The following is a 23,124-nucleotide window of genomic DNA, read 5'->3' as shown; positions in this document are numbered from 1 at the left end:
TGAAAGAAAAGGTTATACCGGGCCTTCGTATTTACTTTGAAGTTTATCTGCAGCGGTCAGAGTTCAATTACATCCAAATCATCAGGCACAAAGATATTACCATGATAATATTCCCGTGCCTCTGCCGTGTAATCAGCCTTGCGCGTAGCAATGTGCTTATCTTCCGTATGATAGAGTACGAGATTCTTTACAGCCAGTTCCTCAGCCAGTTCGCTGGCCTCTTTGACCGTACTGTGATTTTTCTCGTAGGGCTTGAAGATATCTCTGTCCTTGTACTGGCAGAACGCCTCGGCCAGCAGCCAGTCAGCTTTCTCCGCGTACACGCGGGCATGTTCGTTGTAAGGTTCGTCGCCTAAGCAGGTGAACTTCATGCCATCGGCAAACTGCAGTTCGTAACCAAACTGCTTGGCCTTGGTGGACATGATATCAAAAGCGGTCAGTTTAAACAGTGGCAGTTCCACGCTTTCGCCGTCCTTAACCTCCTGCAGGATAATATCTGTCCCCACCCGGGCAAAGTCCTTTTTCTTGAGCGTCATGGCCGACATTTTTTCCAGCATATCCTTGACCACATCATGACAGTAGATATGGAATTTGCCGGCAAACTTGCCCTTGTTCATAAGGTCAGCCACCTTGCGGATAATCCAGACTACACCAAGTACATGGTCCGTATGGCCGTGGGTAACAAACATGTGATGGCACTTGTTATAATCAAAGTTCGTGACTTCAAGCTGGCGCAGAATGCCATTGCCGCCGCCAGCGTCGGTAAGGAACAGGCTGCCGTCCTCTAATTCCAGAAAGAAACAGGTGTTAAAGCATTTCGTGGCCATGGCAAAGCCAGTGCCCAGGATTACTAACTTTCGCATAAACTCTCCTCCTCTATGCCTTCCCCGCAAGGGGAAGGGGGAACGCTTTACTGCTCACCTCGTTGGTGCTATCTTGGCCAGTGCTTCCTTCGCAGCTTGCTGCTCTGCCTCTTTTTTGCTGCGGCCAGAGCCGGTGCCCATGACCTTGCCGGTAATCAGCACGTTGAACGTAAAAGTCTTATCATGGTCGGGGCCGCTCGTGCCCACGAGCTCATAGCTGACATTCTGGCTGGCATCCTGATAGACAAGTTCCTGCAGAATGGTCTTGTAGTCTTTGAGTATAGCTCCCTGCTCAACCTGCTTAAAAAGCGGCATCAGCTGGCGGACAACGTAGTCCTTGGCTGTATCCCAGCCCTGGTCTAAGTAAATGGCTCCAATTACCGCCTCAAAGACGTCCTCTAAATTTGTCTGTCTGTCCCGGCCACCGCTCATTTCTTCGCCGTGCCCCAGGAGCAGATAGTCGCCCAAATGAAGTGTCCTGGCAAGTTCCGCAAGGCTGGTGGAGCAGACAATACTGGCTCTGGTTTTAGTCAGCTGCCCTTCGGGCATCTGCGGAAAGTGCATATAAAGATAGGTGCTGGAGGCAAGCTCCAGCACCGCATCTCCCAAAAATTCGAGACGTTCATTATGGACGATGTTTTTTTCCTTGGCTTCATTGGCATAGGAGGAATGAATCAGAGCCTGATGGAGCAGGGTTAAATCCGCAAACTCCACGCCCAGCCGGGCGGCAAGTTCCGACAGCTCTCCTCTGCGCTTGGCCGATAAAGTATCTCCCATCGCCCTGCGCCCTCTTACTCAGCGTACTTCTTCAGGAGCAGGCAGGCATTGTGGCCGCCGAAACCGAAGGAGTTGGACATAGCGGCACGCACCGTCTTGGCTTTGGCCTTGTTAGGCACATAGTCGAGGTCGAGGCCTTCGTCCGGAGTTTCGTAGTTGATGGTCGGCGGCAGCATATCGTTTTCGATAGCCATAGCCGTAGCGATAGCCTCAACACCACCAGCAGCACCGAGCATATGGCCGGTCATGGACTTGATGGAGGAAACGGATACGTTCTTGGCAGCCTCGCCCCATACAGCCTTGATGGCCTCAGTTTCGCCCTGGTCATTAAGGTGCGTGGAAGTACCATGTGCATTTACATAGTCAACTTCTTCAGCCTTCATGCCGGCATCATCGAGTGCCAGCTGCATGCACTTAGCCTGGAATTCACCATGCGGAGCCGGGCTCGTCATGTGATATGCATCAGAGTTAGCACCATAGCCAACTACTTCAGCGTAGATATGTGCGCCGCGCGCCTTGGCATGGTCGAGGCTTTCGAGAATCACGAGGCCAGCGCCTTCACCCATAACGAAACCGCTGCGGTTCTTGTCGAACGGACGGGAGGCATGAGCCGGGTCATCGTTGTGGTCCATGCAGAGTGCCTTCATGGCAGCAAAACCTGCTACAGCAGCCTCGGAAACAGCAGCCTCCGTACCACCGGCAACCATCACATCAGCGTCACCGCGCTGAATTACGCGGAAAGCGTCACCAATGCAGTTGGAACCCGTAGCGCAAGCCGTAACGGTGCAGCTGGAAGGACCATGGAGTTTATAAGTAATAGCAACCTGGCCGGCAGCCATGTTGGCAATCATCATCGGCACGAAGAACGGGCTGATACGGGAAGGTCCTTTAGCGAAGAACTTCTCGTACTGGCTGTGCATGGTTTCGATACCACCGATACCAGTACCGATGAACGTACCAACGCGGTCAAGATTTTCCTTCTCCAAATCCAAACCTGCATCTTTGATAGCGAGGTCAGCGGCAGCTACAGCGAACTGCGTGTAGCGGTCCATACGCTTGGATTCTTTCTTGTCGATGTACAGCGTCGGGTCAAAGTCCTTAACTTCGCCAGCAATCTGAGCTGTGAAGTCCGTCGGGTCAAAACGGGTGATTTTATCAATACCGTTGCGGCCTTCCATCAAGCCTTTCCAAAATTCATCTTTGCCCGTACCAATCGGGGTAATGGCACCTACGCCTGTGATAACTACGCGATTACTCAAAACGAATAACTCCTCTCATCTACTCTACAGCGATGGTTTACTCGGCAGCTTCAGCCTCAGCCTTTAACTGCTCAAAAATTTCATGTACCGACATAATCTTGTCAATACGCGGCATATATTCGCCCGTAAAGACCAGACCGGTTTCCACATCGCCCTGCTGTGCGCGGGTCAATGCGCGGATAATGCAGAAATTGTGCTTGCACGCCTTCAGGCAGGCATCACACTGCGTCGGAGGCACAGGGCCTTCCATAACTCTGGCGGAGAAGGGGGTGCGCACAGCGCGGCCCGGCAGTCCCACAGGGCTATGGATAACCACGATATCCTCCGGTTTGGATTTCAGATAGTATTCTTTCAGGGCCGGTGCTGCATTGCTTTCCTCACAGGCAGCAAACCGTGAACCCATCTGGACGCCAGCTGCGCCCAGCTTTATAAAATCAACGATGTCCTGGCCATGCAGGGCTCCGCCAGCAGCGATAACCGGAATTTTCACTGCGGAGCTGACGTCAGCGATGAGGTCACGCACCGAAGTGTCGGTTCCTAAGTGACCGCCAGCCTCTTTGCCCTCCAGCACAATAGCTGCTGCGCCAAGACGCTCAGAAATTTTAGCTAATTTAACGGAAGAAACTATGGGAACAATCGGTGTTCCTGATTCCTTGCCAAGTCCAAACATATCACGGGAAAAACCTGCCCCGGCTACCACCAGGTCAATGCCTTCGTCGATAGCAACTTTGACGACTTCTGCAAAGTCATTGGCAGCTACCATGATATTGATGCCGATGATACCAGACGTAAGCGAACGTGCGAGCCTTATTTCATAACGCAGTTCGTCATGGCTCATACCTGAGGCCGCAATGAGGCCGATACCGCCCTCGTTGGCTACGGCTGCCGCCAGACGGGCTGTGGACAAGCGAATCGCCATACCGCCCTGTTGGATAGGAATGCGAGCGACTTTATTGCCTATTTTCAGCTCTGGAAGTTTCAATGTTACTCCTCCAATCAATCCTACCTTGAAAAATCCCGCGAAACAAGTTTCACGGGATTTTCTAAAGGTAAGACGCTCAAACTTATTTGTTCTGGTCTATGTAGGTAACTACGTCCTGAACGCTCTTGATCTTCTCAGCAGCTTCGTCAGGGATTTCAATGTTGAATTCTTCTTCAAAAGCCATGATCAGCTCAACAATATCCAGGGAGTCAGCTCCCAGGTCATCGATGAAAGTGGACTCGAGGGCAACCTCGTCAGCCTCTACACCTAACTGCTCAACAACGATTTCTCTTACTTTATCAAAAGTCATGAAGTTTCACCTCCTTAAATTGGTGTCCATATATATTTATATCACATTACCATGCCACCGTCTACATTGATGATTTGGCCCGTGATATAGGATGCATTATCAGATACCAGGAACGCTACTGCACTAGCAACGTCCTCCGGCGTACCCATGCGGTTCAAGGGAATCCCCGTCAGCGTCATTTCCTTGGCTTTGTCCGTCATAGCAGCCGTCATATCAGTATCAATAAAGCCCGGTGCCACCACGTTCACCGTGATGCCGCGTGCAGCCAGTTCTTTGGCTGCGGACTTGGAAAAACCAATTACGCCAGCCTTGGCTGCTGCATAGTTGGTCTGCCCGGCATTACCCATGAGGCCGACAACCGACGCCATGTTGACGATACGGCCGCTGCGTTTCTTCATCATGAGCTTGGAAACCAGTTTCGTGCAGGTAAATACGCCCTTGAGGTTCGTATTGATGACTGCATCGAAATCTTCTTCCTTCATGCGCATCATCAGGCCATCGCGCGTGATACCGGCATTGTTTACGAGAATATCAATCTGGCCGAACTCTGCCACTACGGAGTTCACCATAGCCTCTACAGCAGCACTGTCAGATACATCAGCCTGCACCAGCATAGCCTGACCGCCGTTTTTCTCAATCTCAGCCTTGACCTCTTCTGCCTTGGCCGTGTTGCCGGCGTAGTTGATGGCTACCTTAGCGCCTTCAGCTGCTAAACGCAGGGCAATGGCTCGGCCTATGCCACGGGAAGCACCCGTAACCAGGGCTGCCTTTCCATCTAAAAGCATATTAGCGAACCTCCTTGAAATAGTCAAGAGTTTTTTGCAAGGATTCCAGATTTTCTACGTTCATGCTGGTGAGCGCCTTGTCGATACGACGGTTGAAACCGCAGAGCGTCTTGCCCGGGCCGGCCTCGACAAACGTATCAGCACCAAATTCCTGCATGGTCTTTACGCAGTCAATCCATTTAACCGGATGGTCAGCCTGTGCTACGAGATTAGCTTTGATATCAGCAGCAGCCGTTTCGAGCTTGCCCGTGTAGTTGGAAACTACCGGAATCCTGGCATCGCGGATATCAACCTTATCGAGCTCAGCTGCCAGTTTCACAGCCGCCGGTTTCATCAGCGTGGAATGGAAGGGGGCGGATACCGGCAGGATAACAGCCTTCTTGGCACCAGCCTCTTTCAGCATTTCTACTGCAGCCTCTACGCCTGCAGTCGTGCCGGCGATAACCGTCTGGCCGGGGCAGTTGAAGTTTACAGCCTGCACTTCGCCGGCTTTTTCCGTAGCCTTGGCGCAGGCATCAACGATAACTTCATCGCTAAGACCGATGATAGCAGCCATGCCGCCCTGACCAACAGGAACAGCCTCCTGCATAAACTGACCACGTTTGTGCACGAGCAGTACTGCATCCTGGAAGTCCATAACATCAGCAGCAACCAGCGCGGAATATTCGCCCAGGCTGTGGCCGCCGACAACGTCCGGCTGAACACCGTGTTCCTTCAAAATTTCATTAGCAATCACACTCATGGTGAGGATAGCCGGCTGCGTATTTGCCGTCAGCTTTAAATCCTCAGCAGGACCTTCAAAGCACATATCCTTAATGGAATACCCCAGTGCCTCGTCAGCCTCCTTAAAGAGTTTCTTTGCTACTTCATACTGTTCACAGAAGTCCTTGCCCATGCCTACTGCCTGAGCACCCTGACCCGGAAATACAAATGCTAATTTATTCAAGAATATAACCCCCAATTATTTGCAATTCCCCTGAATAGCATTTATAACAGTTGGCAAACCGCCAACAATGTCTTCAATAATCTGTTTTACGGGCTTAATATCGCTGAGCATACCGGAAATCTCGCCAATCATGACGGAACCATTTTCCACATCACCTTTGTGCGTAGCGAGGTGCAGCGTGCCTGCACCCAACTTTTCCAGTTCTTCAGCAGATGCACCGGCTGCCTCCATCTCCTCGTACTTGCGGGAGAGTTTGTTGGCAATGATGCGTGCCGGATGACCAAGGCTTCTGCCCGTAACCACCGTGGAACGGTCCTTTGCCTTGAGTACGAGATTTTTGTAGTTCTCATGCGCAATGCACTCCTCACTGAGTACAAAGCGGGAACCCATCTGTACAGCCTGTGCGCCGAGCGCAAAAGCTGCCGTCATACCGCGGGAATCACCGATACCGCCGGCACCGATTACCGGTACATCAACAGCATCCACAACCTGCGGCAAAAGCGCCATCGTCGTGATTTCACCGATATGACCGCCGGATTCCGTACCTTCAGCGATAACAGCGTCAGCACCAGCACGTACCAGACGCTTAGCCAGAGCCACAGATGCTACTACCGGGATAACCTTGGTACCGATTTCTTTCAGCGCCGGCATATATTCGCCGGGATTGCCTGCACCAGTGGTGATTACCGGAACTCGTTCATCGATAACAACCTGCATTACTTCTTTGACGAACGGGCTCATCAGCATAATGTTTACACCGAAGGGCTTATCCGTCCAGCCCTTGCACTTCTGAATTTCCGCACGCAGAACATCAGGAGGCATGTGACCGGCACCAATGATACCCAGACCACCGGCATTGGACACAGCCGAGGCCAGCTCAGCCGTACCAATCCAGGCCATACCGCCTTGGAAAATCGGGTACTTTATGTTCAGTAACTTACAGATTGCATTGTTTTCAAACATTAAATACGTCCTCCTTAGCCTCTCTCAACGCTGGATTCCTCGTCCGGCCACTATGATAAAGACTCTTTCATTAAAACTTCTTCCTGCTCCAGGGTTTCACGAATATGTTCCAAAACTTTTCCGTTCACATAATCGTTAGCCACCCCGATAGCACTGCAAATCGACTTAGCATTTGACGAACCGTGACTGATAATGCAGACGCCATTAACTCCCAGGAGAGGTGCGCCGCCGTATTCAGAGGCATCCAGCCGCTTACCCAGTTTTTTCAGGGTAGGCATTAAGAGGAGCGCTCCCAGCTTGGCCAAAATTCCGCCATCTTTAATGGCTTCCTTTATCAGCTTCATGATAGTCTTTGCTAAGCCCTCTGCAAATTTTAACACAACATTGCCAACAAATCCATCACAAATTACAACATCGAAGTTTCCTTTAGGAATATCACGGCCTTCAGCATTGCCACAGAAATTGATTGTTTTCATGGCTTTCAGCAGCGGATACGTCTCCTTAGCCTGTTCGTTGCCCTTGGTTTCTTCTTCACCGATGTTCAAAAGTCCTACCCGCGGATTTTTTATACCGAACACGTATTCGGCATAAATGGATCCCATCATACCGCTCTGCACCAGATGAATGGGCTTGGAATCGACATTAGCTCCGGAATCGAGCATCAACGTCACACCCTTGGTAGTAGGAATCGGTGTCGCGATGGTGGGTCTGCCGATACCCCGAATGCGTTTCAAAATCAGCTGGGCTGCAGTCACCGCAGCCCCGGTGCTGCCGGCCGACAGGACCGCATCGCACTCGCCGTCCTTCACCAGCTTAGTAGCGACCACCACCGAAGAATCCTTCTTGGTACGCACCGCATCAGCCGGGTGTTCGTCCATTTCTATAACCTGACTGGTATGATGAATGGTAATGCCGAGATTTTCCCAGCCGTTTTCCCGTTTCAGCACTTCGCGGATTTTAGGTTCATCACCCACCAGAACGATTTCACAGCCATACTTTTTGGCCGCCCGCACAGCGCCAAAAACTATCTGTTCGGGAGCAAAATCGCCACCCATTGCATCCACAGCAATTCTCACGAATCAATCTCCCCCTTATTTATCGCCCCAGGACACCACAATGAATTTCGCCCGGAAAACTTCCTGCTTTTCATTATGCGTCTTGACCCAGATAAAATATTTGTTGCCCCGCACTTTAACGATTTCCGCCTTGGCGATGAGCTTTTCTCCGACATGCACAGGAACCTTATATTTTACATTGGCCACGCCAGTGACCGCCATCGGCGCGTCCACGATAGCCATGGCCAGCGAATCAGCCTGCGAGAACATATAATGGCCTTTGGCAATCTGCGTCTTAGCAAAGACCATGTCCTCCGTTATCTTCAACAGGGAAATGCCCGAATGACCCAGTTCCAAATCAATGAGCTCACCAACGACCTCGCCGCTTTGAATGGATTTCACCTTGTTCTGGGCATTTTCCGCCATCTTGCGGATACGCCCCCGCAGTTCCGGAATTCCCAGTTCCAGCCTGTCCAGGCGAATTGTCTGCACACTGACATCCAGCTGTCTGGCCAGCTCTTCATCCGTCAAAAATGGTTTTGTCTTTACCTTTTCCAACAGAATTTCCTGACGCTCTTTTTTCTTCACTCTTGCCATTCGTACACCTCCTCTCGACTGGTTCTAAATTAGTACCTGCTATTACAGTCTCATATTATAATGTCTCTATCCTAAAAAAGCAAGAGACAAATGACATTTATACATAGTTCTTTATTTTTCGGCAAAAATAAAATAAGCAGGACAATGGTGTCCTGCTTATTTACTTTCTGCTTATTCAGCTGCTGCGACAACCTCTTTGCCGTCATAGTAGCCACACTCAGGGCATACATGATGGGGCATCTTCGGTTCGTGGCACTGCGGGCAAGCAACATAGCCCGGAGCCTCCAGCTTCCAATTAGCACGACGCTGGTCGCGGCGGGCCTTGGACATTTTTCTCTTTGGAACTGCCATTGCGGATACACCTCCTCAGGTTTACTTAGTCTTTGTTCAATAACTGCTGTAATGCTGCCATGCGCGGGTCAGGCACGAAACGGTCGCAACCGCAATCGCCTTCATTCAGGTTATGTCCGCATTTTGGGCAAAGCCCCTTACAGTCGGGCTTGCAGATATTACTGAGGGACTGGGCGGCCAGCAACGTGTCGCGAACAAGGTCCTCGATATCCAGTAAATCACCGGAAAAAACGTTAATCGAGTCATCCTCAGTCGCCTCACGGGTGAAGTCCTCCGCGAATTCGTGGAGTTGTTCTTCCCGGCAAGCCTGCAAGCACCGATTGCAGACATAAGTCTTAACAGCGGCAATTTTGCCGCTTACCCGCCAGCGCACTCCGGTATAAACCACATTTCCCGTCACCTCTATCGGGCCGGCAAATTCATAGTCATCACTGAGTGCCTCCAGCTCCGCTGCCGTAGCTGTAAAAGCGAAGGGCAGCTGTCTGCCTAAATCAGTACCAAGTTCAGCAATATTTATGTTCATCATTTCAGCATCAACCTCGCAATATTTTAACACCATTGTTCAGGTTTTGTCAAAGAAAATCGTCGATTTTTCGTCCATTTTTGGTATTTTACCATGATTTGTACCAGTTTTCAATACAATTGTATCCGCGTACGATGGAGTCGCCTTATTTTTGTCCACGAAAAAATTTTCCTGGGGCCAATGGGGCCAAGTGTGTGGACAAGGGCTGAAGCCCATTTTTGGGGCCAATGGGGCCAAGTCATTTTTTTATTAGAAAACGCGCTTCTTCTGTTGACTAAGCCCATCATCCTTCTTACCCGCAAGTAAAACAAGGCTCGGCTGCGTATCCTCTACCTTAACTTTTTTCCTCTTTTTGCTGTCGGTCAGGGAGTTATCCCTCAGTGCTTTATCTGTTTCTTCCTGCGAAGACTCCGCGTAAACTTCCAGTAGAGTTGAGGCCCTTTTCCAGCCGCCTGCTTTCATTATTGTCGGGATGCTGACTCCTGCCTTAACCATTTTCGTGGCCATCATGTGCCTTGCGCTGTGTAAAGTCAAATTCCGCTTTCTCTTTAACCCTAAGCGCCAGAGGACATCTGAGAACTTATTGGTTAACCACATGGGGCTTCTGGGCCTGTATCCATTTTCAGGGTTGGCGAAGACCGGCACGTTCTCTAAATCCCTATCTGTTTGTTTCTTCAGCCTCTGGTACATCATATAGAGCTGGAACTTAAACTTAGGCGATATAGCCACGAGACGGTCACCTGCTGCAGTTTTGGGCATGTCCTGTACGACGTAGCCTCCTGCGTCCTTTGAATATACCACCGTCCTATGAATATGTATTCTGCCTGCGTCAAAGTCTACATCGCCCCAGGTAAAAGCAAGGCCCTCTCCTAACCTCATTCCGCTTTCGAAGTAAAGCGTAAACAGTAGGAAGTACCAGTAATCCATTTCCTGCTTAACATAATGAAGGACTTGCTTGGCCTCCCTATCCGTGAATGCCGCTTTTTTCTCAGGCATAGGCTGTACGGGATACTGGATGCCCGCGCAGGGATTAGGCAGCCCCACGTTGGTAAAAAAGGCGCCCAGTGCTGATACGTAGTTTCTTACTGTGGCCACACTTCTTGTTTCACAGCTGTTTAATACACAGGCCTGTACGATGTCATAGCTTATATCCCTGACATAGAACCTGCCAAGAACCTGCAGCCACCAGTTGATTTTAACCATGTACTGGGCAACGCCGCCTTCTTTTAAGAACGGGCGCTTTCTCTTTTCAAACCATAATGGGAGAACTTCGCCCAGGGTTTTATCCCCGACTTTATCTGTTGACCAGGGATTACTGTCGGCAGGTATACCCATGCCGATACCGGACAGAAAAGCATTTCTTTCCTTAACGGCCTCCATCTCAGTTTCGCAGCGCCTGTTGAACAGTAATTTGCCATTACGGCGGATACGGACTCGATATTCACCTCTTTTCGGTTCGTAGCTTATGTATTTGTATTTCTTTTCTTCTGCCATCTTATTTCGCCGCCTTTCGTTATAAAGCGTGAAAAAGATGGCCCCATCTGTCATATATTATAACAAGATATTATATAGAAGGAAACATTTACTGTTAATGATGCAAGCGACTCTTCCGAAAATGTCAAGTAGAAAAAAGCATAACAAAAGAGCCGCCATAAAGACGGCTCCGGCTGTTATTTACTGTTACTTACTCTTATATCTATTTAAGATATCTGTGTCTGATACGCGATAGACGTTAGCCCAACTCGTATTTGACGTTCCTTTTATACCCTAAGGGTGTTTAAATTACACCTATATACTATCAGCTTTTCTTCGTGCCGTCAATTCTTTTTTCCATCAGATAGCCTAACGCAATCTGGCTGGTCTGTTCCAGCAGCTGTTCACGGTAATTTACCCAGCTTGCCTTCGGATTCTCGATACGGTCAATACCGTAACCTGCTACGGTGCCAATAACAACCTGTCCTAAAGTCTTCCAGAATTTCATCTAAAATCATTCTCCTTTATTTGATTAGTCCTTAAAACCATACCATTCGCTTTCATCCTGCGTTTCGTCATGCGTAGTAAACTGCCAGCCAACATGATAGAGCTGCGGCACCTCCGCCTTTAAACTGTTCTCATGATAGCCGTACTGGGCAACCCAGATGGGGATATCGTAGTAGTTTAACTCATAGAAGTCCAGATAATCATAGAAATACGAATACTGGGCGTAGATACCTATCCTGTTATAGCCTTCGTACCAGCTCTGCATCGTGCCTATCGCGTCCCTAAGCTGCGGCCAGACATCTTCCCGGCACACGGCCGGTACTTCCATGTCCCACCAGATACCCAAGGGAGGCAAGCTCTCACCCAGGAACTCATAGAGCCTGTCGTTAATCCACTTTGCTTCTTCCTGGAACTTATCCTCGTCTCCCGCATGGCTTACGTAGTAGATGCCGTAGGGGATATCCAGCGCCTTACAGTCATTAACGAATTCCGTAAACCGGTCATCCAATGTGGGTACGCCTCCTAAGGTTTCCCCCAGCTTTAAGATGATACCGTCCGCGCCTTTTTCCTTTAGTGCCGCTACCCTGCCGCTTTCCTGGCAGTCAGAGATATCGTAAACTTTCATTATCTTTATCTGTCTCCTTCCTATGGTTATTCTTTATGCCGGGTACACATCGCCCTCAATGCCATGAGTACCGTAAGATATGTCACTCGAATTGAAATGAAGCCTATAGAACGACGTAGGCTCTAGCTTATTCGAGTAAATTTTGAGCGTTGTTTCCCTGTAACTATAATTGTAACGTTGTTTTACCGCGTCCCATTCTTTATTACTGCAGTATCCAATGAACTGATTAAACGCATCGGCCGCTATATCTTCTACGCCTTTTCCTTTACTGCCAAATATTATGGTTTTCCCTGTGTATTTTGTGGCTCCATTTTCAAAGGCTCCGCTTTCGACGATTTTCAGAGCTGGGAAGTTCCAGGTATGGTCATCTACGGCTGTATCGGCCCAGGTCGTAGGAACTTCCGAGTAAGCAAATGCATGGTCACCAATCGTTTCTATGCCTTCGGCAGTTATATTACACTGGAACTTAGTATTGTAGAACGCATTTTTACCTATCGCTTTTACGCTGCTGGGAATCTTAGCTGATATAATTACTTTTTCCATATTCGCGAACGCATTGTCCGGAATTGCTTCAGTACCGTCAGGAATAACAAGTTTCCTTGTATTATTTATTTCCGTTTTCGCAGCTTCAATTTCAGACGCCGACATATAACGCATACGAAGACTTTTGCCTTCAGAATCCTGGGTTCTTACAGCAGCTTCCGTGTTTCCGATGAGCTCTCCCGTAACCAGTCCTTCATTATCTGCCGTAAGTCCCTTAAACGTAATCGTCTTAAGGCCGGTACAACCACGTACAATGTTCGTCAATCCCTCAGGTATAGGAATCTTCGATACATCCAGCTCTATATTCGTAAGCCCCGTGCAACAGTCAAACATTCCCTCATAAGTGGTGCAGTGCGTATAGTCCAGGTTTTTCAATACATTGTCCGTCAGGCTTGCGTATGTGTCCGGGAATACGTCCGTCATCTTATAGTTATGCTGGGACAGGTGATATGTCTTAATTGTTTTTTTCGCATCCATCTTTATACGGATACTGTTTATCCAGACACTATCTGCTCCCGTATTCCCACTGGAATCCTTTCCGTAAAGTATCGACAGGTAGTACTGTGTGTCCGCCTTAAGTTTGATTTCCTTGTTTTTATCGCTTGAAACTTTCCCAGAACCCCACAGTACTTTACTATCAGGACGTGTACTCCAGTTCCAGGATTTAATACTCTTGTAAGAATCCGCGGAGTATTTTATTGTGTCGACAGCAATTAAGCCATAGTCATAATTAGATTCGCTCTCTAAGGCCGCATCTATATACATTGATGCGTCGCTACTAGGCTTAAACGTGTAATGTACAACACTATGTCCATTGGACTGTGTGCTGACTCTCAGTAATTTATTGTCCTTCCCTATGGCAGTAGGCGAATCATCGCTAACCAGATAAAAACCAAATGGCAGGTCATCATTTTCCAGCGAACTGGTCAGAGTTACGTCTACATCCTTCATTTCTTCCGTTACGGGTTCAATACCGTCAATAAGAGTAGTTTCCGGCGCCACCAGCTTATATCTTGTAGCATAGAGAGCCGCGCGGTTCTTGGATGCTGCTTTTACACAGCCAAATAAAGTAACGACGCAGGTTTCCCCCGGCTCAAGAGGAATATCGACTTTTATATCCTTGTTGTGCCAGTTGTAGGGATTGTCCTTATAGTAAAGGCCGCTTTCCCCAACTTTCATCTTATCCAGTGTAGCGTAATCAAAAGTCTTCGTTTCCTTATCTTTCACGACACCCGCCAGATAGCAGTTACTGTTTGATGCTTCGTAGCAGTTCGTAACCAGCGTAAATGTACCGCCCTGCGGAGGTGCTTTTACTGTCCAGCTGCAGGACTTGGTTATCGTTTCTCCGTCTTCCAGGTCAGCACTTACGCCGTTCCAGTCAGCGTTTTTAAAGCCGTCATAGCTGACCTGTATTCCGTAGCTGCCTTTATCAAATTCACCACAAGCCAGGCGGTCTTCATTTACCGCAGGATAGGATACCTTCCAGTTTCCGTCGTCGTCTTTTGCCAGTTTAAAGCCGCCAATCGTTTCTGCCAGCTCATCCAGGGTAAAAGTAGTTTCTACGCCCAGCTTATCCCTTATTGCTCCCGCCAGCATGGTAAGTTTGCCTTCAAGACTCACTGGCCGCCACCTCCTTCCTTATCTGTTTCCAGGTCAAGCATGAGAACCGTCTGTATCATCTCATCGATATTCATAAGGTCATCTTTCTCGGCCTTCTCCCTTATCAGGTCGGCTATTCTCTTCAGTTTTGCTTCCAGCCCCTTTGGGGCACTTGCCGTTTCACTCAAAGTTTCTTCGTCTCCAGTCCTTCAAGGGCTTTAAGGCGTTTATCGATATCCTCAATAACACCGGCCAGGCTTTTCTTTTCTCCCGTGAGTGCGTAGTTGTTATAGCCATTTACTGCATTGCTCAGGTTGTAGCCGGCCAGGGATTCATCCTCGCTGCCTCCCATTTGCCCATTGATGAGTTTTTCGTATCTGGTTGTTTCAGTAACTGCGTTATTCAGCTTAGTCAACAGTGAACTGATTTCGTTGGCCAGACCGTTTATTGCCCCGCTTGCTGTTTTTACGTCTTTTAAACTGCCGCTTTTAAACATTGTGGCAGTAAGTTCATGCGTATTCTGTTTAAGAATAGCGTCGGCCGATATTTGACTGATTACTTCGGCTATAGCCATGTCTAGGGAATTAAGTGCTTCAATAACCGTTTGGGCAGTGCCGCAGTCAAGTCTTTCTGTGCGCACATCAAAAGAGTAGCCGTTATTATTCACCCTTCTCGTAGCTGCTCCGCTGAACCCTGTATTGGCGCTAATCTCTCCCGTAAGTACGTCCTTGGCTACCGTGCTGGCATCAAACTGGCCACCTTTATCAAGTTTTACCCACTCTGCCGGATTATCGATTTCGTAGTTGCGGATATACGTCCCTTCACTGCTTGATACGATGTCAAGGAATCTGCCTGTATCGGTATCCGAACCTGCCAGATGTAACCCGACAAACGGCTCCTGACTGCCAGGAAGGCTGCCGGGGAGTTCTTCACGGGAACTGAGGGTACTTTCATTAAAGCTGCAGGTTCCTACAAAATCGGATATATAGTCACCAGTCTGCGGCCTTAACGTATCCATGCTGGAAAATGGCTTCCAGGGGATTGGTTCCTCTTCGCTCCCCGATACTTTACGCCAGTAGGCATTTTCGCTTTTCCCTACAAGTATCTGAAACATGTTGCTGCCGGAACTACCGAAATTAAAGCAGTGCCAGGCTGACGAATCATCTATATCTTCAGGCAGGTTCATCTCTTCAGGGTTCTTAAATTCGGTCGCTGAACTGCATATTGTGAAGCCCTTCATGCGGTCTGTTACTTTACGGCATTCAGCCATAGGGAGCAGTTTATAGGCGCCCTTTGCTTCTTCCGGTTTCCGCAGGGATTCTATCCATTCAGCTTCCGTCATCGGAGTTTCGCCGTCAGCTACGGTAGAAACATAGCTTTCATAGGTGCTTTTTCCGTCCGCGCCTTTATCGCCCTTAGGCCCCTGTGGACCAGCCGGGCCTTCCTGTCCGTCCTTGCCGTTTGCTCCCGGCATGCCCTGTGGTCCCATCGGGCCTGTAAGCCCTTGTTCACCCTTGTCGCCCTTATCGCCTTTCGGCCCCGGAGTAAGCTGAATATTCTCCAGCTGTTTTTGGGTGGCGTAGGTTTCCTGAATCTCTGCCGTCTTTGCGTAACCAGACAAATCAAGGCTGCCGCCAGCAGCTGTCGTCGCCAGCTTTTCGTCTACTTCTTCCTTACGGTAGTAATCAGACAGGTCATAAGAGCCGTTTCCATCCGCGCCCTTATCACCTTTGTCTCCCTTAAGGCTTTTAAGCCATTCCGTTTCCGAGCCGTTATAGCCATTCTTTACAGCTATCTGATACGCGGAAAGACCGTCCGCGCCTTTTTCACCCTGCTCGCCCTTATCGCCCTTAGGCCCCATCGGACCGTCCGCGCCTCTTAATCCTCTCGGGCCTTCCGGGCCGGTATTGCCAGCGGGGCCTTGCGGCCCCTGTGGGCCTGTAAGCCCCTGTTCGCCTTTTTCGCCCCTGTCACCCTTATCACCTTTAGGGCCTGCCGGTCCTCTGTCGCCCTTTAATACACCTACACTTAACTCGGCGCTGATATCTACTGTGCTATTGAGTTCAGCTTCCAAAGTAGCCAATCATTTCATTCCTTTCACTAGAGACTAAATCAGAGATTTAGTCGTGGTTAACGTCCTGCTTTAGGATGAACGCGGCCGGCCCTATAGTCTGTACCATGCCTAAAGAAGTAAACAGACAGATATCATACACATAGCGGCCCGCCTCTAAATCCTTCGTATCCTCGTGTTTAAAAAAGATACGCGGCTGACTGCTTTCTATCTGAAGTAAGGGCGCGCCCGTATCCCCTGCGTCTTCCCTTACGGTAAATACCAGCTTATCGCCTTCATTCATCTCGTAATCCTTATCCAGCGTGTTATCATGTAAGGCCACGTTGAGCACGGCAGTATCGCCGCGCACCAACGTAACAGCCCCTTTTTTAAGGCTAATCACTCACTCATTCCTTTCGCTCGCTATGCTCACTCCAGTCATTCCGTTCATGTCGGAAAACTTCGTTTTCCTCCGTTCAGCATCCCCTTGATTGTTGGAGAAACCGGAGTTGTCGGCTCTTACAGGTGCTTACCAATTAAAACACCGGCGAGGGCGCCTACTATCCCGTTGACTACGGATACATCGTAACCGCCGCACATGCCGACAATTAAAGCAACTACCAGGCCCGTAGCCACTATTCCGTTGACCGTAACATGTTCCAGCATTATCCCTCAACTCCTTATTTGATATAGATACCGTACATACTGAGCAGTAACGGAATCAGCCAGGCAAAGATGGTTTTAATCCCCACTCCCTGATTCTTCATGGCCCAGAGTTCATCTACCTTCTTGTTTATATTATCCTGCGCCTCCACCTTGGCTTCTAACCTGCTTAATCGGTCGGAGACTTTGTTCAGGCTTCCCGTCAGTGCATCCATCTTGACCTCAATACGGTTAAGCTGGGTCATGAGTATATTTTCACTGTCATTCATGCTTCTCTTTCCTCTATTTTTTATTCCAGGCCCTTCTATTGATAAGAGACTGCCGAAACAGCCTCTTTTTCAATTTACTTCTTGTATCCCCTCATGGCTTTCTTGATGTATTCCTGCTGCTTATTCTTATCCTTTATGTTCTTCAGGTCATGCTCTACCTTTTCCACAAACATATAGTCGCGGCGGTCAGAAGCAGACATCTGTTTAAGGCGGAAGTTCTTTTTCATGGCGGTCGTATTATACTTATTTGTCCCGCCGGGAGATTCTTTCGTGCCGTCAAATGCCTTGGCTGTTTTCTCCTTCAGCTCATAGAAGTCGGAAACTGCCTGTGAAGAATGCTTATCCGGCGTAAACTTCGCACTGAATCCCAGGGCTTTTCCAAGTGTCAGGTTACGATTGCCCTTAGCCCAGTCTGCAGTATCCATGAGCTGTTTCGCCATCTGGCCACCGACGCCTTTTGACGTGAATTCAACCTGTGCGGGATTAACCCCTAAAGCTCTGGCTATTTCTACAGCCATAGTGCTGGTCTTGTTCTTATCGTAAGAGTTGTCGAAGTCCTTTTTCTTATACTTATCTGCTACGATTTCACGATTGCTGAAGAGGTCGTAGTTCATTTTAAGTTCTACAGCTGTTAACGGGCCGGTTGTCGGCATGCCGGGGAGAAGTTCATATAAGAGCTTGGCTGTTTCCAGTAAATGTTTGCCGTACTTACCATCCTGCGTAGCGTTAAAGAGATTTTCAAAGGCGCCGCAGAGAGCACCAAGTTCCTGGCTCTTTGGAATAGTCAGATGTTCGGACAAGAACCAGCTGCGGCTCTTTTCTTCGTCCGACATATCCTGATACCAGGGTTCATTATGGATGCGAAGCCAGTTCAGATAAGTCATTCCCACCGCAGTACCTGCTACGATGGCTGCGCGTTTCCTATTCCTGCCACGGAACAGGGCATGTATATAAGCTCTTGTACCCTGAATTGCCGCATTGAAGAACGGTCCGTAGCGGTTGACCTTCTTACCGAAGGAACCATGGCGGCCAAAGTCTACGGCCACCCTCTTGGCGTTCATTACGGCATCTTCAAAGTCTGCGCCGCCTTTTAAATCAGACTTAAACTTGCCCAGACGGGTTGAACTTTCTACCGCAGAAGGTATCGCAGTGGCTTTCTCCTTGAATCCTTTCCAGGTCACCAGAGGCTTATCGTATGCCTGCTTAACAGACTTGGTAACGTTGCCTTTGTCAAGAGCTACCATGTTGGAGTGGCTGATACCTGCAACCTTGAAGTCGTAATAATCCTGGTCTTTGGATTTAAGGCTCTTAAGGCCGTCAATCTCGGTTTTCACAGGTTTATACATCTTTCCTTCACCCAGCAGAAGGCCATCCACGAACTGACGAACAAGCTGCGTTGCGGTAAAGGCCGGGGTGTTAACCGTTCCTGCGCGCCAGAAATCCATCATGCCTGCCCAGCATCTCATTATGGCATTGGTTTCTTCCGGCGACTCGATTACGTCCATCGCCTGTTTAATCAGCGGGTCCTGTACATCGTAAGCCACCCTTTTGCCGTTTTCCCAGCCAAAGACTACGGTACTTTCATCCGTTACCTTTTCGGGGTCAACTTCGCGTCCGAGCTTAAACGCCTTGAGGTCTTTTACCATCGGCTCAATAACGAGCTTATTCCGCGCCGCCTCATTGGTGAGCGTCTGGGTATAGTTTTCCACGTCTTCCAGTACGTTGTGGATATCGTGGTTGCTGCCCTTAATGCTGTCAAAGGTTCTCATCGCGCTCTTAATTTCCGCATCGGGTACACCGGCTTCTTTTAACGCGGATTCCAGCTGGGGCTTGAAAGCCTTGGATATCGGCAGGAAGTTTCCTTTAAGCGCCTTATGCACCTTATTTGAGATAAGCCCCGACTTCTCCGCGATATTCAGCAGGTTATCAGTATAATCATAAATCTCCTTAGCGGCGTCTTTTACTTCTTGAGGCGCGTTCTTGACCACTTTTCTCGCGTCCACGACGCCATTGCGCCAGGGCATCTGGTAACCACCTGAACGGAGCTGATGGAGTTCTTTTTCCAGCGCTTTTTGCTTCTGCTTGCCGCCGAAGTCCATGGCAGCCATATAGCCTTTCGCTCTTGCTGCAGGAGCAGAATCTTCCATGTTGAGTTCCGTATCTATCCCCTTGTTCTTTATAAGGTTCTCACGGCGATTAATCTCATTTGTAAGTCTGTTTTCACGCGCCTTAAGATTCCGGTGGAGCGTATTGGCAGCCAGATAAGCATTGAGTGCCTGCAGCATGTCCTTGTTGCCGAACTTGCCTTTAACTGCCTGATGATAGCCCTGAATGATATTATGCAGGCTCTTGTGTTCCTTGACTGTACCTTCGCCAAAGACCTTATTGATGGAATTCGCGATTTTACCTGCATCCTCTGCCTTATGAGGTTCAACCATAAGTTCTGCTACGCCTTTGCCCGTACCTTTTGCGTAGGATATGTTGTCGTAGAGGGTGTCTTTTGAATGTTCTACGCTGCCGCCAGCTGCTTTTTTCTTTTCATCGAAACGCTTGGCGCCATAGTCCTCGTCAACAAGCTGCATCTTGAGCTTAGTCAGCCCGTTGCTTACCATCTGTTTCGCGGTTTCTATCCTGCCCAGTCCTGCGTACGGGTCATAGGCCTCCAGTGATGCTTCTACTGCGGCTTCAGGAGACTGGGTACGCATGCGGTAAAGCCCGTCCTGCAGTTCCTTTACCTGTGTTTCGAGGCCGCTTTCCTTAATCTTCTCTTCAATAACACGGTCAAACTGCGGGAAATCTGCCTTAGCCTGTTCAGGGTCATGAAGATGCTCTTTTATTGCGTTCATGACGGCAAAGCGCCGATTATCCGGGCTGTGGATACCTTCATCATCATGGTAGTATTCCTTTTCCCTGTCTACGCCGTACTTGTTCCGTTCCCACATCTTTTTCAGGCCGTCATTAAGTTCCTGGTCGTAGCGCTGTTCCGTAATATTGAAGTCATCCGTCAGCTTATCTGCGAGATGATGAACCTGTGCGTCCGTATCGTTCTGATGCTTGGTTACGATTGTATTGCCATCCACATAGGAATCGCGGCCGCCTGCCCTTTTCTCGTTGAAGTTGGAATCATCCAGCCTGTAACCGAAAGCCTCTATACGGTCACGCAGTTCTTTGTTGGTGATAGGTTCTACGCTTTCTTCCGGTTCTTCCTGTACCCTGTCTTTCTTATTCTTCGGGAAAGTTCTTTCCGCCAGTGAGTTTGATTTCTTTTCGGGGTTAATCCATTCACCGCGCAGGGACGGGTCTTCAAGCATCTTTTCGATATTCCGTTTCATCTGGGTATCGGTATCTTTGGGTGCTTCCAGTTCCCAGGATTCGGGGTCATCAATTAAACCTTCGTCTTCCTTGGGTGCTTTGTTCTGAAAATCATCCTTAACCCTGATATCCCAGGATTCCGGGTCGTCAATCAAGTCCTCGCCTGCCGGTTCTTCTTTGGGCTCCGGCTTACGGAGTTCGGGCTCTTCTTTTAGTTCGGGCTTACGGAGTTCAAGTTCTCCCAGCTGTGCCTGTTTAATCTTAATTTCCTCTGCCCGCTGGCGAATCATTTTATCCATCAGGACTTTGGCATCATAATCCGCTGCCACTTTTGAGGCGTTTACGGTTTCTCCCTCATAGCCTGCTTTTTTCAGTACAAGGCGGTCTGTTTCACTGAAAGACTTTAAGGGGATTTCCTTATCGCCCAGCTTTTTCATCGCATTTACTGTAGCATCAGATAAACCAAGGATGGACAGCCTATCGGGTTTCCCCAGTGCGATATCCTGCTGTTTCTTCAACTCACCCAGTTCATCTTTTATCTGGTTAATGACAGCAGCATCATTATGTGACGGTACATCCTTATTGCCGATTTTTACTCCCTGATTATAGAGGCGTTCTGCGTAAGCATCATCAGATTCACCAGGCTGGCGCTCTACCTTAACCTCCTGCTTTTCCTCTTTACCGAAGATTTCTTCAGGGTCAGGCAGGCTGTTTGTTTCCGCCCTGGCCTCATCTTCCAGCGAGGGAAGGTTGTCCGAGCCTTTTTCGGCCGCATTATTTACTTCATCAAAAGCGTGACTGTTGTTATCTGCCGCAGTTTCCTCGGTATCCCTGGCAAGATTTCGTACATTCCCCGTGCCGCCTCTTGCTCCTCCTGCCTTGATAATACCCGTAGGCGTCTGCCCCTGTTCATTTAAGCCGCGCTCTACGATTCTATCCAGACTGGAACTGTTGCCTACGATACGGCCGTCACCGGCATACATCATGACATGTTCATCGCCGTCAAAGACGATAACGTCGCCACGTTCCAGCTTACTGGGGTCATAGTCCAGGTAACGACCCTCTGCCTTCGCGTCCTCAATGAGTTTAGGTACACCAACTACGCCGTTATTTAATTCGCGGCCCAGGAAATCATTATTCTTGCCCAGTTTGGTTACGGCTTCCACACAGCCAACTGAATGATTATCCATGGTGTTGCCGACTTCACTCATGTCGATATCCCAGGAAGCAGAGTTTCCGGGGGCTCTTCCAGAGCCTCCGTACTCATTCTCTATCTGGTGCACAGTCGAAGTATAGTCCGGGTTCGCGTTGCCGTTGTATTCCCTCAGTCCTGCATCAATATCCCCGCCGTTATCATCAATACAGCGCTTCAAGCTCTTTACGCCGACATCGATACTTTCATAGGGGTCAGAGATACCGTTGACACCGAATACGTTTGAAGTACTCTTCCCATGCTGGCTTTCTGTCTGTGCTACCGCGTGTCCCAGTCTGGGGTCTAATCCGTACCTGGCACAGGCTTCGTTAATGGCAGCATCATATTCAGAACCTGTCTGTATCCCTTCTGATGTTGGCTCTGGAGCCTGTTCAGGTTCAGGCGCAGGTTCAGTCTCTTTGCTGCGTGTATAATCATAGCCTTTCTTGCCTGCCCGGATACCGCCTTCGACAATCATGCCGGGTTCAAGGACTTTGTTCCAGAGGTCTGCGGGATGGTCGTAAATAGCGGAAAGCGTCTGGCCCGGATGAGAAACTGCGCCCACAACTTCTTCCAACGGTTTTCCAATTACGGTATCCACTACATTATTGGCTGCGCCAAGGACACCGCCAGAACCATTGCCTGCTTCGCCGTTATAGCCATCGGATGCCGCGTTTACTACGCCACTGATAAATGAAGGAGCCGCTACTGCCCCGGCTATGACACGGGCAGGAGCAGGCATATAAGGAGTTGCCGCAACCTTCATTGCTGGATTTGCGACGGCGTCTTCATAGAGTTTCCATTTACCTTCTGAACCGCCGCTTTCCCAGACTGTATCAAAGTCCTGGTCAACCAAATTTGACCAGTCACGAAAATCTCTTCCTATATGCCCCGGCAGGTTATCCGCGAATTCGGTGGTACTATAGTCATAGTTAGAGTTCGGGTCAATAACGGGGGCGCTTCCCGTAGCATCATAACCATAACTGCTGCCATTTTCTGCTTCAGATGCGGATTCAGGTGTTACGTTGCCGTCATCATCCCGCAGCTGGTCAAAACGCTGAAGGGCATTATTGGTGTAGTAGTCGTCGAAGTCATTAAGCGCGCCCCTGAAATCACCATGAACAAGTTTCTGGGGAACAGATAAGTCGTTATAATCCTTTCCTTCAACATTGTACCAGTCTGCTGCTGCCTGACCTGTTTCCGCGCCTACCTGTTCTAAGTCTCCCTGTTCCTGCTGACGAACATTAGACATTGCCTGGCCTACATGCTGAAGCGCCTTTGTGATATCCTGCGCCATTTCGCCCCAAAAGGAGCCGCCGCCATCTGAACTTTCTTCACTGGAGTCTGTATCTTCAACCGGTGTATTCGCTGTTATATAGTCAACCGAAGAACCATACTGGGCCGCCCCTTCCCGCTCTTCGCGTTTTGCCTCAAGACTTTCTGTAATAAAACTCATTTAGGTTACATCGCTCCTTTAAAA

Annotated in this window: 22 protein-coding genes; all 22 read right to left on the bottom strand. The window is 49.2% G+C overall.

All coding sequences use genetic code 11. The features are described 5' to 3' along the window. Window positions 1-56: 56 nt before the first annotated feature. The 22 genes from DL94_RS0104480 to DL94_RS0104370 all read right to left on the bottom strand — a co-directional run bounded on the left by DL94_RS0104480 (window position 57) and on the right by DL94_RS0104370 (window position 23,100). On the bottom strand, window positions 57-863 hold the full coding sequence (locus tag DL94_RS0104480) for an MBL fold metallo-hydrolase (RefSeq protein ID WP_028129116.1): 807 nt from the start codon (window positions 861-863) through the stop codon (window positions 57-59). A 54-nt stretch (window positions 864-917) separates the two neighbouring features. Beyond that, complete coding sequence (gene rnc, locus DL94_RS0104475; RefSeq protein WP_028129115.1) at window positions 918-1,640, bottom strand: ribonuclease III; 723 nt, start codon at window positions 1,638-1,640, stop codon at window positions 918-920. A 14-nt stretch (window positions 1,641-1,654) separates the two neighbouring features. Next, a complete protein-coding gene (fabF, locus tag DL94_RS0104470; protein ID WP_028129114.1) occupies window positions 1,655-2,899 on the bottom strand; it encodes a beta-ketoacyl-ACP synthase II in 1,245 nt (414 codons plus the stop codon). Between the two features lie 37 nt (window positions 2,900-2,936). Beyond that, the gene (locus DL94_RS0104465) at window positions 2,937-3,881 is read right to left on the bottom strand and encodes an NAD(P)H-dependent flavin oxidoreductase (RefSeq protein ID WP_028129113.1); all 945 of its coding nucleotides are present in this window, start codon (window positions 3,879-3,881) and stop codon (window positions 2,937-2,939) included. Between the two features lie 82 nt (window positions 3,882-3,963). After that, window positions 3,964-4,191 (bottom strand): acyl carrier protein, encoded by a 228-nt coding sequence (locus DL94_RS0104460; protein WP_028129112.1) that lies wholly within the window; start codon window positions 4,189-4,191, stop codon window positions 3,964-3,966. A 41-nt stretch (window positions 4,192-4,232) separates the two neighbouring features. Next, window positions 4,233-4,976, bottom strand: coding sequence for a 3-oxoacyl-[acyl-carrier-protein] reductase (gene fabG / locus DL94_RS0104455; protein WP_028129111.1), 744 nt, complete (start codon window positions 4,974-4,976; stop codon window positions 4,233-4,235). A gap of 1 nt (window position 4,977) precedes the next feature. Beyond that, window positions 4,978-5,922, bottom strand: a complete 945-nt coding sequence (gene fabD / locus DL94_RS0104450) for an ACP S-malonyltransferase (RefSeq protein WP_028129110.1) — start codon at window positions 5,920-5,922, stop codon at window positions 4,978-4,980. A gap of 15 nt (window positions 5,923-5,937) precedes the next feature. Further along, window positions 5,938-6,885: an enoyl-[acyl-carrier-protein] reductase FabK gene (gene fabK / locus DL94_RS0104445; protein WP_028129109.1), complete on the bottom strand. Its 948-nt coding sequence runs from the start codon at window positions 6,883-6,885 to the stop codon at window positions 5,938-5,940. A gap of 50 nt (window positions 6,886-6,935) precedes the next feature. Then, window positions 6,936-7,961 (bottom strand): phosphate acyltransferase PlsX, encoded by a 1,026-nt coding sequence (gene plsX, locus DL94_RS0104440; RefSeq protein WP_028129108.1) that lies wholly within the window; start codon window positions 7,959-7,961, stop codon window positions 6,936-6,938. 15 nt (window positions 7,962-7,976) lie between these two features. Then, a complete protein-coding gene (gene fapR, locus DL94_RS0104435; protein WP_028129107.1) occupies window positions 7,977-8,537 on the bottom strand; it encodes a transcription factor FapR in 561 nt (186 codons plus the stop codon). Window positions 8,538-8,708: 171 nt separating this feature from the next. Continuing rightward, on the bottom strand, window positions 8,709-8,888 hold the full coding sequence (gene rpmF, locus DL94_RS15565) for a 50S ribosomal protein L32 (protein WP_026761288.1): 180 nt from the start codon (window positions 8,886-8,888) through the stop codon (window positions 8,709-8,711). A gap of 25 nt (window positions 8,889-8,913) precedes the next feature. Then, a complete protein-coding gene (locus tag DL94_RS0104425; RefSeq protein WP_028129105.1) occupies window positions 8,914-9,414 on the bottom strand; it encodes a YceD family protein in 501 nt (166 codons plus the stop codon). Window positions 9,415-9,660: 246 nt separating this feature from the next. Then, entirely contained in the window at window positions 9,661-10,905 is a 1,245-nt protein-coding gene (locus DL94_RS0104420) for a tyrosine-type recombinase/integrase (protein ID WP_028129104.1), read from the bottom strand. A gap of 304 nt (window positions 10,906-11,209) precedes the next feature. Beyond that, window positions 11,210-11,392 carry a hypothetical protein gene (locus tag DL94_RS0104415; RefSeq protein ID WP_028129103.1) on the bottom strand — a complete coding sequence of 61 codons (183 nt, stop codon included), beginning with the start codon at window positions 11,390-11,392 and terminating at the stop codon, window positions 11,210-11,212. 24 nt (window positions 11,393-11,416) lie between these two features. Further along, the gene (locus DL94_RS0104410; protein ID WP_028129102.1) at window positions 11,417-12,016 is read right to left on the bottom strand and encodes a GH25 family lysozyme; all 600 of its coding nucleotides are present in this window, start codon (window positions 12,014-12,016) and stop codon (window positions 11,417-11,419) included. Between the two features lie 33 nt (window positions 12,017-12,049). Further along, window positions 12,050-14,179 (bottom strand): leucine-rich repeat protein, encoded by a 2,130-nt coding sequence (locus DL94_RS0104405; protein WP_028129101.1) that lies wholly within the window; start codon window positions 14,177-14,179, stop codon window positions 12,050-12,052. Next, entirely contained in the window at window positions 14,176-14,346 is a 171-nt protein-coding gene (locus DL94_RS16000; protein ID WP_156031678.1) for a hypothetical protein, read from the bottom strand. The genes DL94_RS0104405 and DL94_RS16000 overlap by 4 nt, the downstream gene beginning before the upstream one ends. After that, on the bottom strand, window positions 14,343-16,241 hold the full coding sequence (locus DL94_RS14240) for a collagen-like domain-containing protein (protein WP_051586307.1): 1,899 nt from the start codon (window positions 16,239-16,241) through the stop codon (window positions 14,343-14,345). The genes DL94_RS16000 and DL94_RS14240 overlap by 4 nt, the downstream gene beginning before the upstream one ends. A 37-nt stretch (window positions 16,242-16,278) precedes the next feature. Next, window positions 16,279-16,611 carry a hypothetical protein gene (locus tag DL94_RS0104385; protein ID WP_156031676.1) on the bottom strand — a complete coding sequence of 111 codons (333 nt, stop codon included), beginning with the start codon at window positions 16,609-16,611 and terminating at the stop codon, window positions 16,279-16,281. Between the two features lie 116 nt (window positions 16,612-16,727). After that, window positions 16,728-16,874 carry a hypothetical protein gene (locus tag DL94_RS15995; protein ID WP_156031674.1) on the bottom strand — a complete coding sequence of 49 codons (147 nt, stop codon included), beginning with the start codon at window positions 16,872-16,874 and terminating at the stop codon, window positions 16,728-16,730. 14 nt (window positions 16,875-16,888) lie between these two features. Beyond that, complete coding sequence (locus tag DL94_RS0104375; protein WP_028129099.1) at window positions 16,889-17,140, bottom strand: hypothetical protein; 252 nt, start codon at window positions 17,138-17,140, stop codon at window positions 16,889-16,891. A gap of 74 nt (window positions 17,141-17,214) precedes the next feature. After that, window positions 17,215-23,100, bottom strand: coding sequence for an LPD38 domain-containing protein (locus tag DL94_RS0104370; RefSeq protein ID WP_028129098.1), 5,886 nt, complete (start codon window positions 23,098-23,100; stop codon window positions 17,215-17,217). Window positions 23,101-23,124 lie beyond the last annotated feature (24 nt).

The sequence above is a fragment of the Selenomonas sp. AE3005 genome (genome assembly GCF_000686945.1).
GTDB lineage: Bacteria > Bacillota > Negativicutes > Selenomonadales > Selenomonadaceae > Selenomonas_A.
Note: the sequence above shows the minus strand (reverse complement) of the source record. Positions and strands in the feature narration are given on the sequence as shown.

Coding starts and splice junctions, on each gene's coding strand:
- DL94_RS0104480 (WP_028129116.1), bottom strand. CDS start 863: ATGCGAAAGTTAGTAATCCTGGGCACTGGCTTTGCCATGGCCACGAAA.
- rnc (WP_028129115.1), bottom strand. CDS start 1,640: ATGGGAGATACTTTATCGGCCAAGCGCAGAGGAGAGCTGTCGGAACTT.
- DL94_RS0104460 (WP_028129112.1), bottom strand. CDS start 4,191: ATGACTTTTGATAAAGTAAGAGAAATCGTTGTTGAGCAGTTAGGTGTA.
- fabG (WP_028129111.1), bottom strand. CDS start 4,976: ATGCTTTTAGATGGAAAGGCAGCCCTGGTTACGGGTGCTTCCCGTGGC.
- fabK (WP_028129109.1), bottom strand. CDS start 6,885: ATGTTTGAAAACAATGCAATCTGTAAGTTACTGAACATAAAGTACCCG.
- fapR (WP_028129107.1), bottom strand. CDS start 8,537: ATGGCAAGAGTGAAGAAAAAAGAGCGTCAGGAAATTCTGTTGGAAAAG.
- rpmF (WP_026761288.1), bottom strand. CDS start 8,888: ATGGCAGTTCCAAAGAGAAAAATGTCCAAGGCCCGCCGCGACCAGCGT.
- DL94_RS0104425 (WP_028129105.1), bottom strand. CDS start 9,414: ATGATGAACATAAATATTGCTGAACTTGGTACTGATTTAGGCAGACAG.
- DL94_RS0104420 (WP_028129104.1), bottom strand. CDS start 10,905: ATGGCAGAAGAAAAGAAATACAAATACATAAGCTACGAACCGAAAAGA.
- DL94_RS0104415 (WP_028129103.1), bottom strand. CDS start 11,392: ATGAAATTCTGGAAGACTTTAGGACAGGTTGTTATTGGCACCGTAGCA.
- DL94_RS0104410 (WP_028129102.1), bottom strand. CDS start 12,016: ATGAAAGTTTACGATATCTCTGACTGCCAGGAAAGCGGCAGGGTAGCG.
- DL94_RS15995 (WP_156031674.1), bottom strand. CDS start 16,874: ATGCTGGAACATGTTACGGTCAACGGAATAGTGGCTACGGGCCTGGTA.
- DL94_RS0104375 (WP_028129099.1), bottom strand. CDS start 17,140: ATGAATGACAGTGAAAATATACTCATGACCCAGCTTAACCGTATTGAG.
- DL94_RS0104370 (WP_028129098.1), bottom strand. CDS start 23,100: ATGAGTTTTATTACAGAAAGTCTTGAGGCAAAACGCGAAGAGCGGGAA.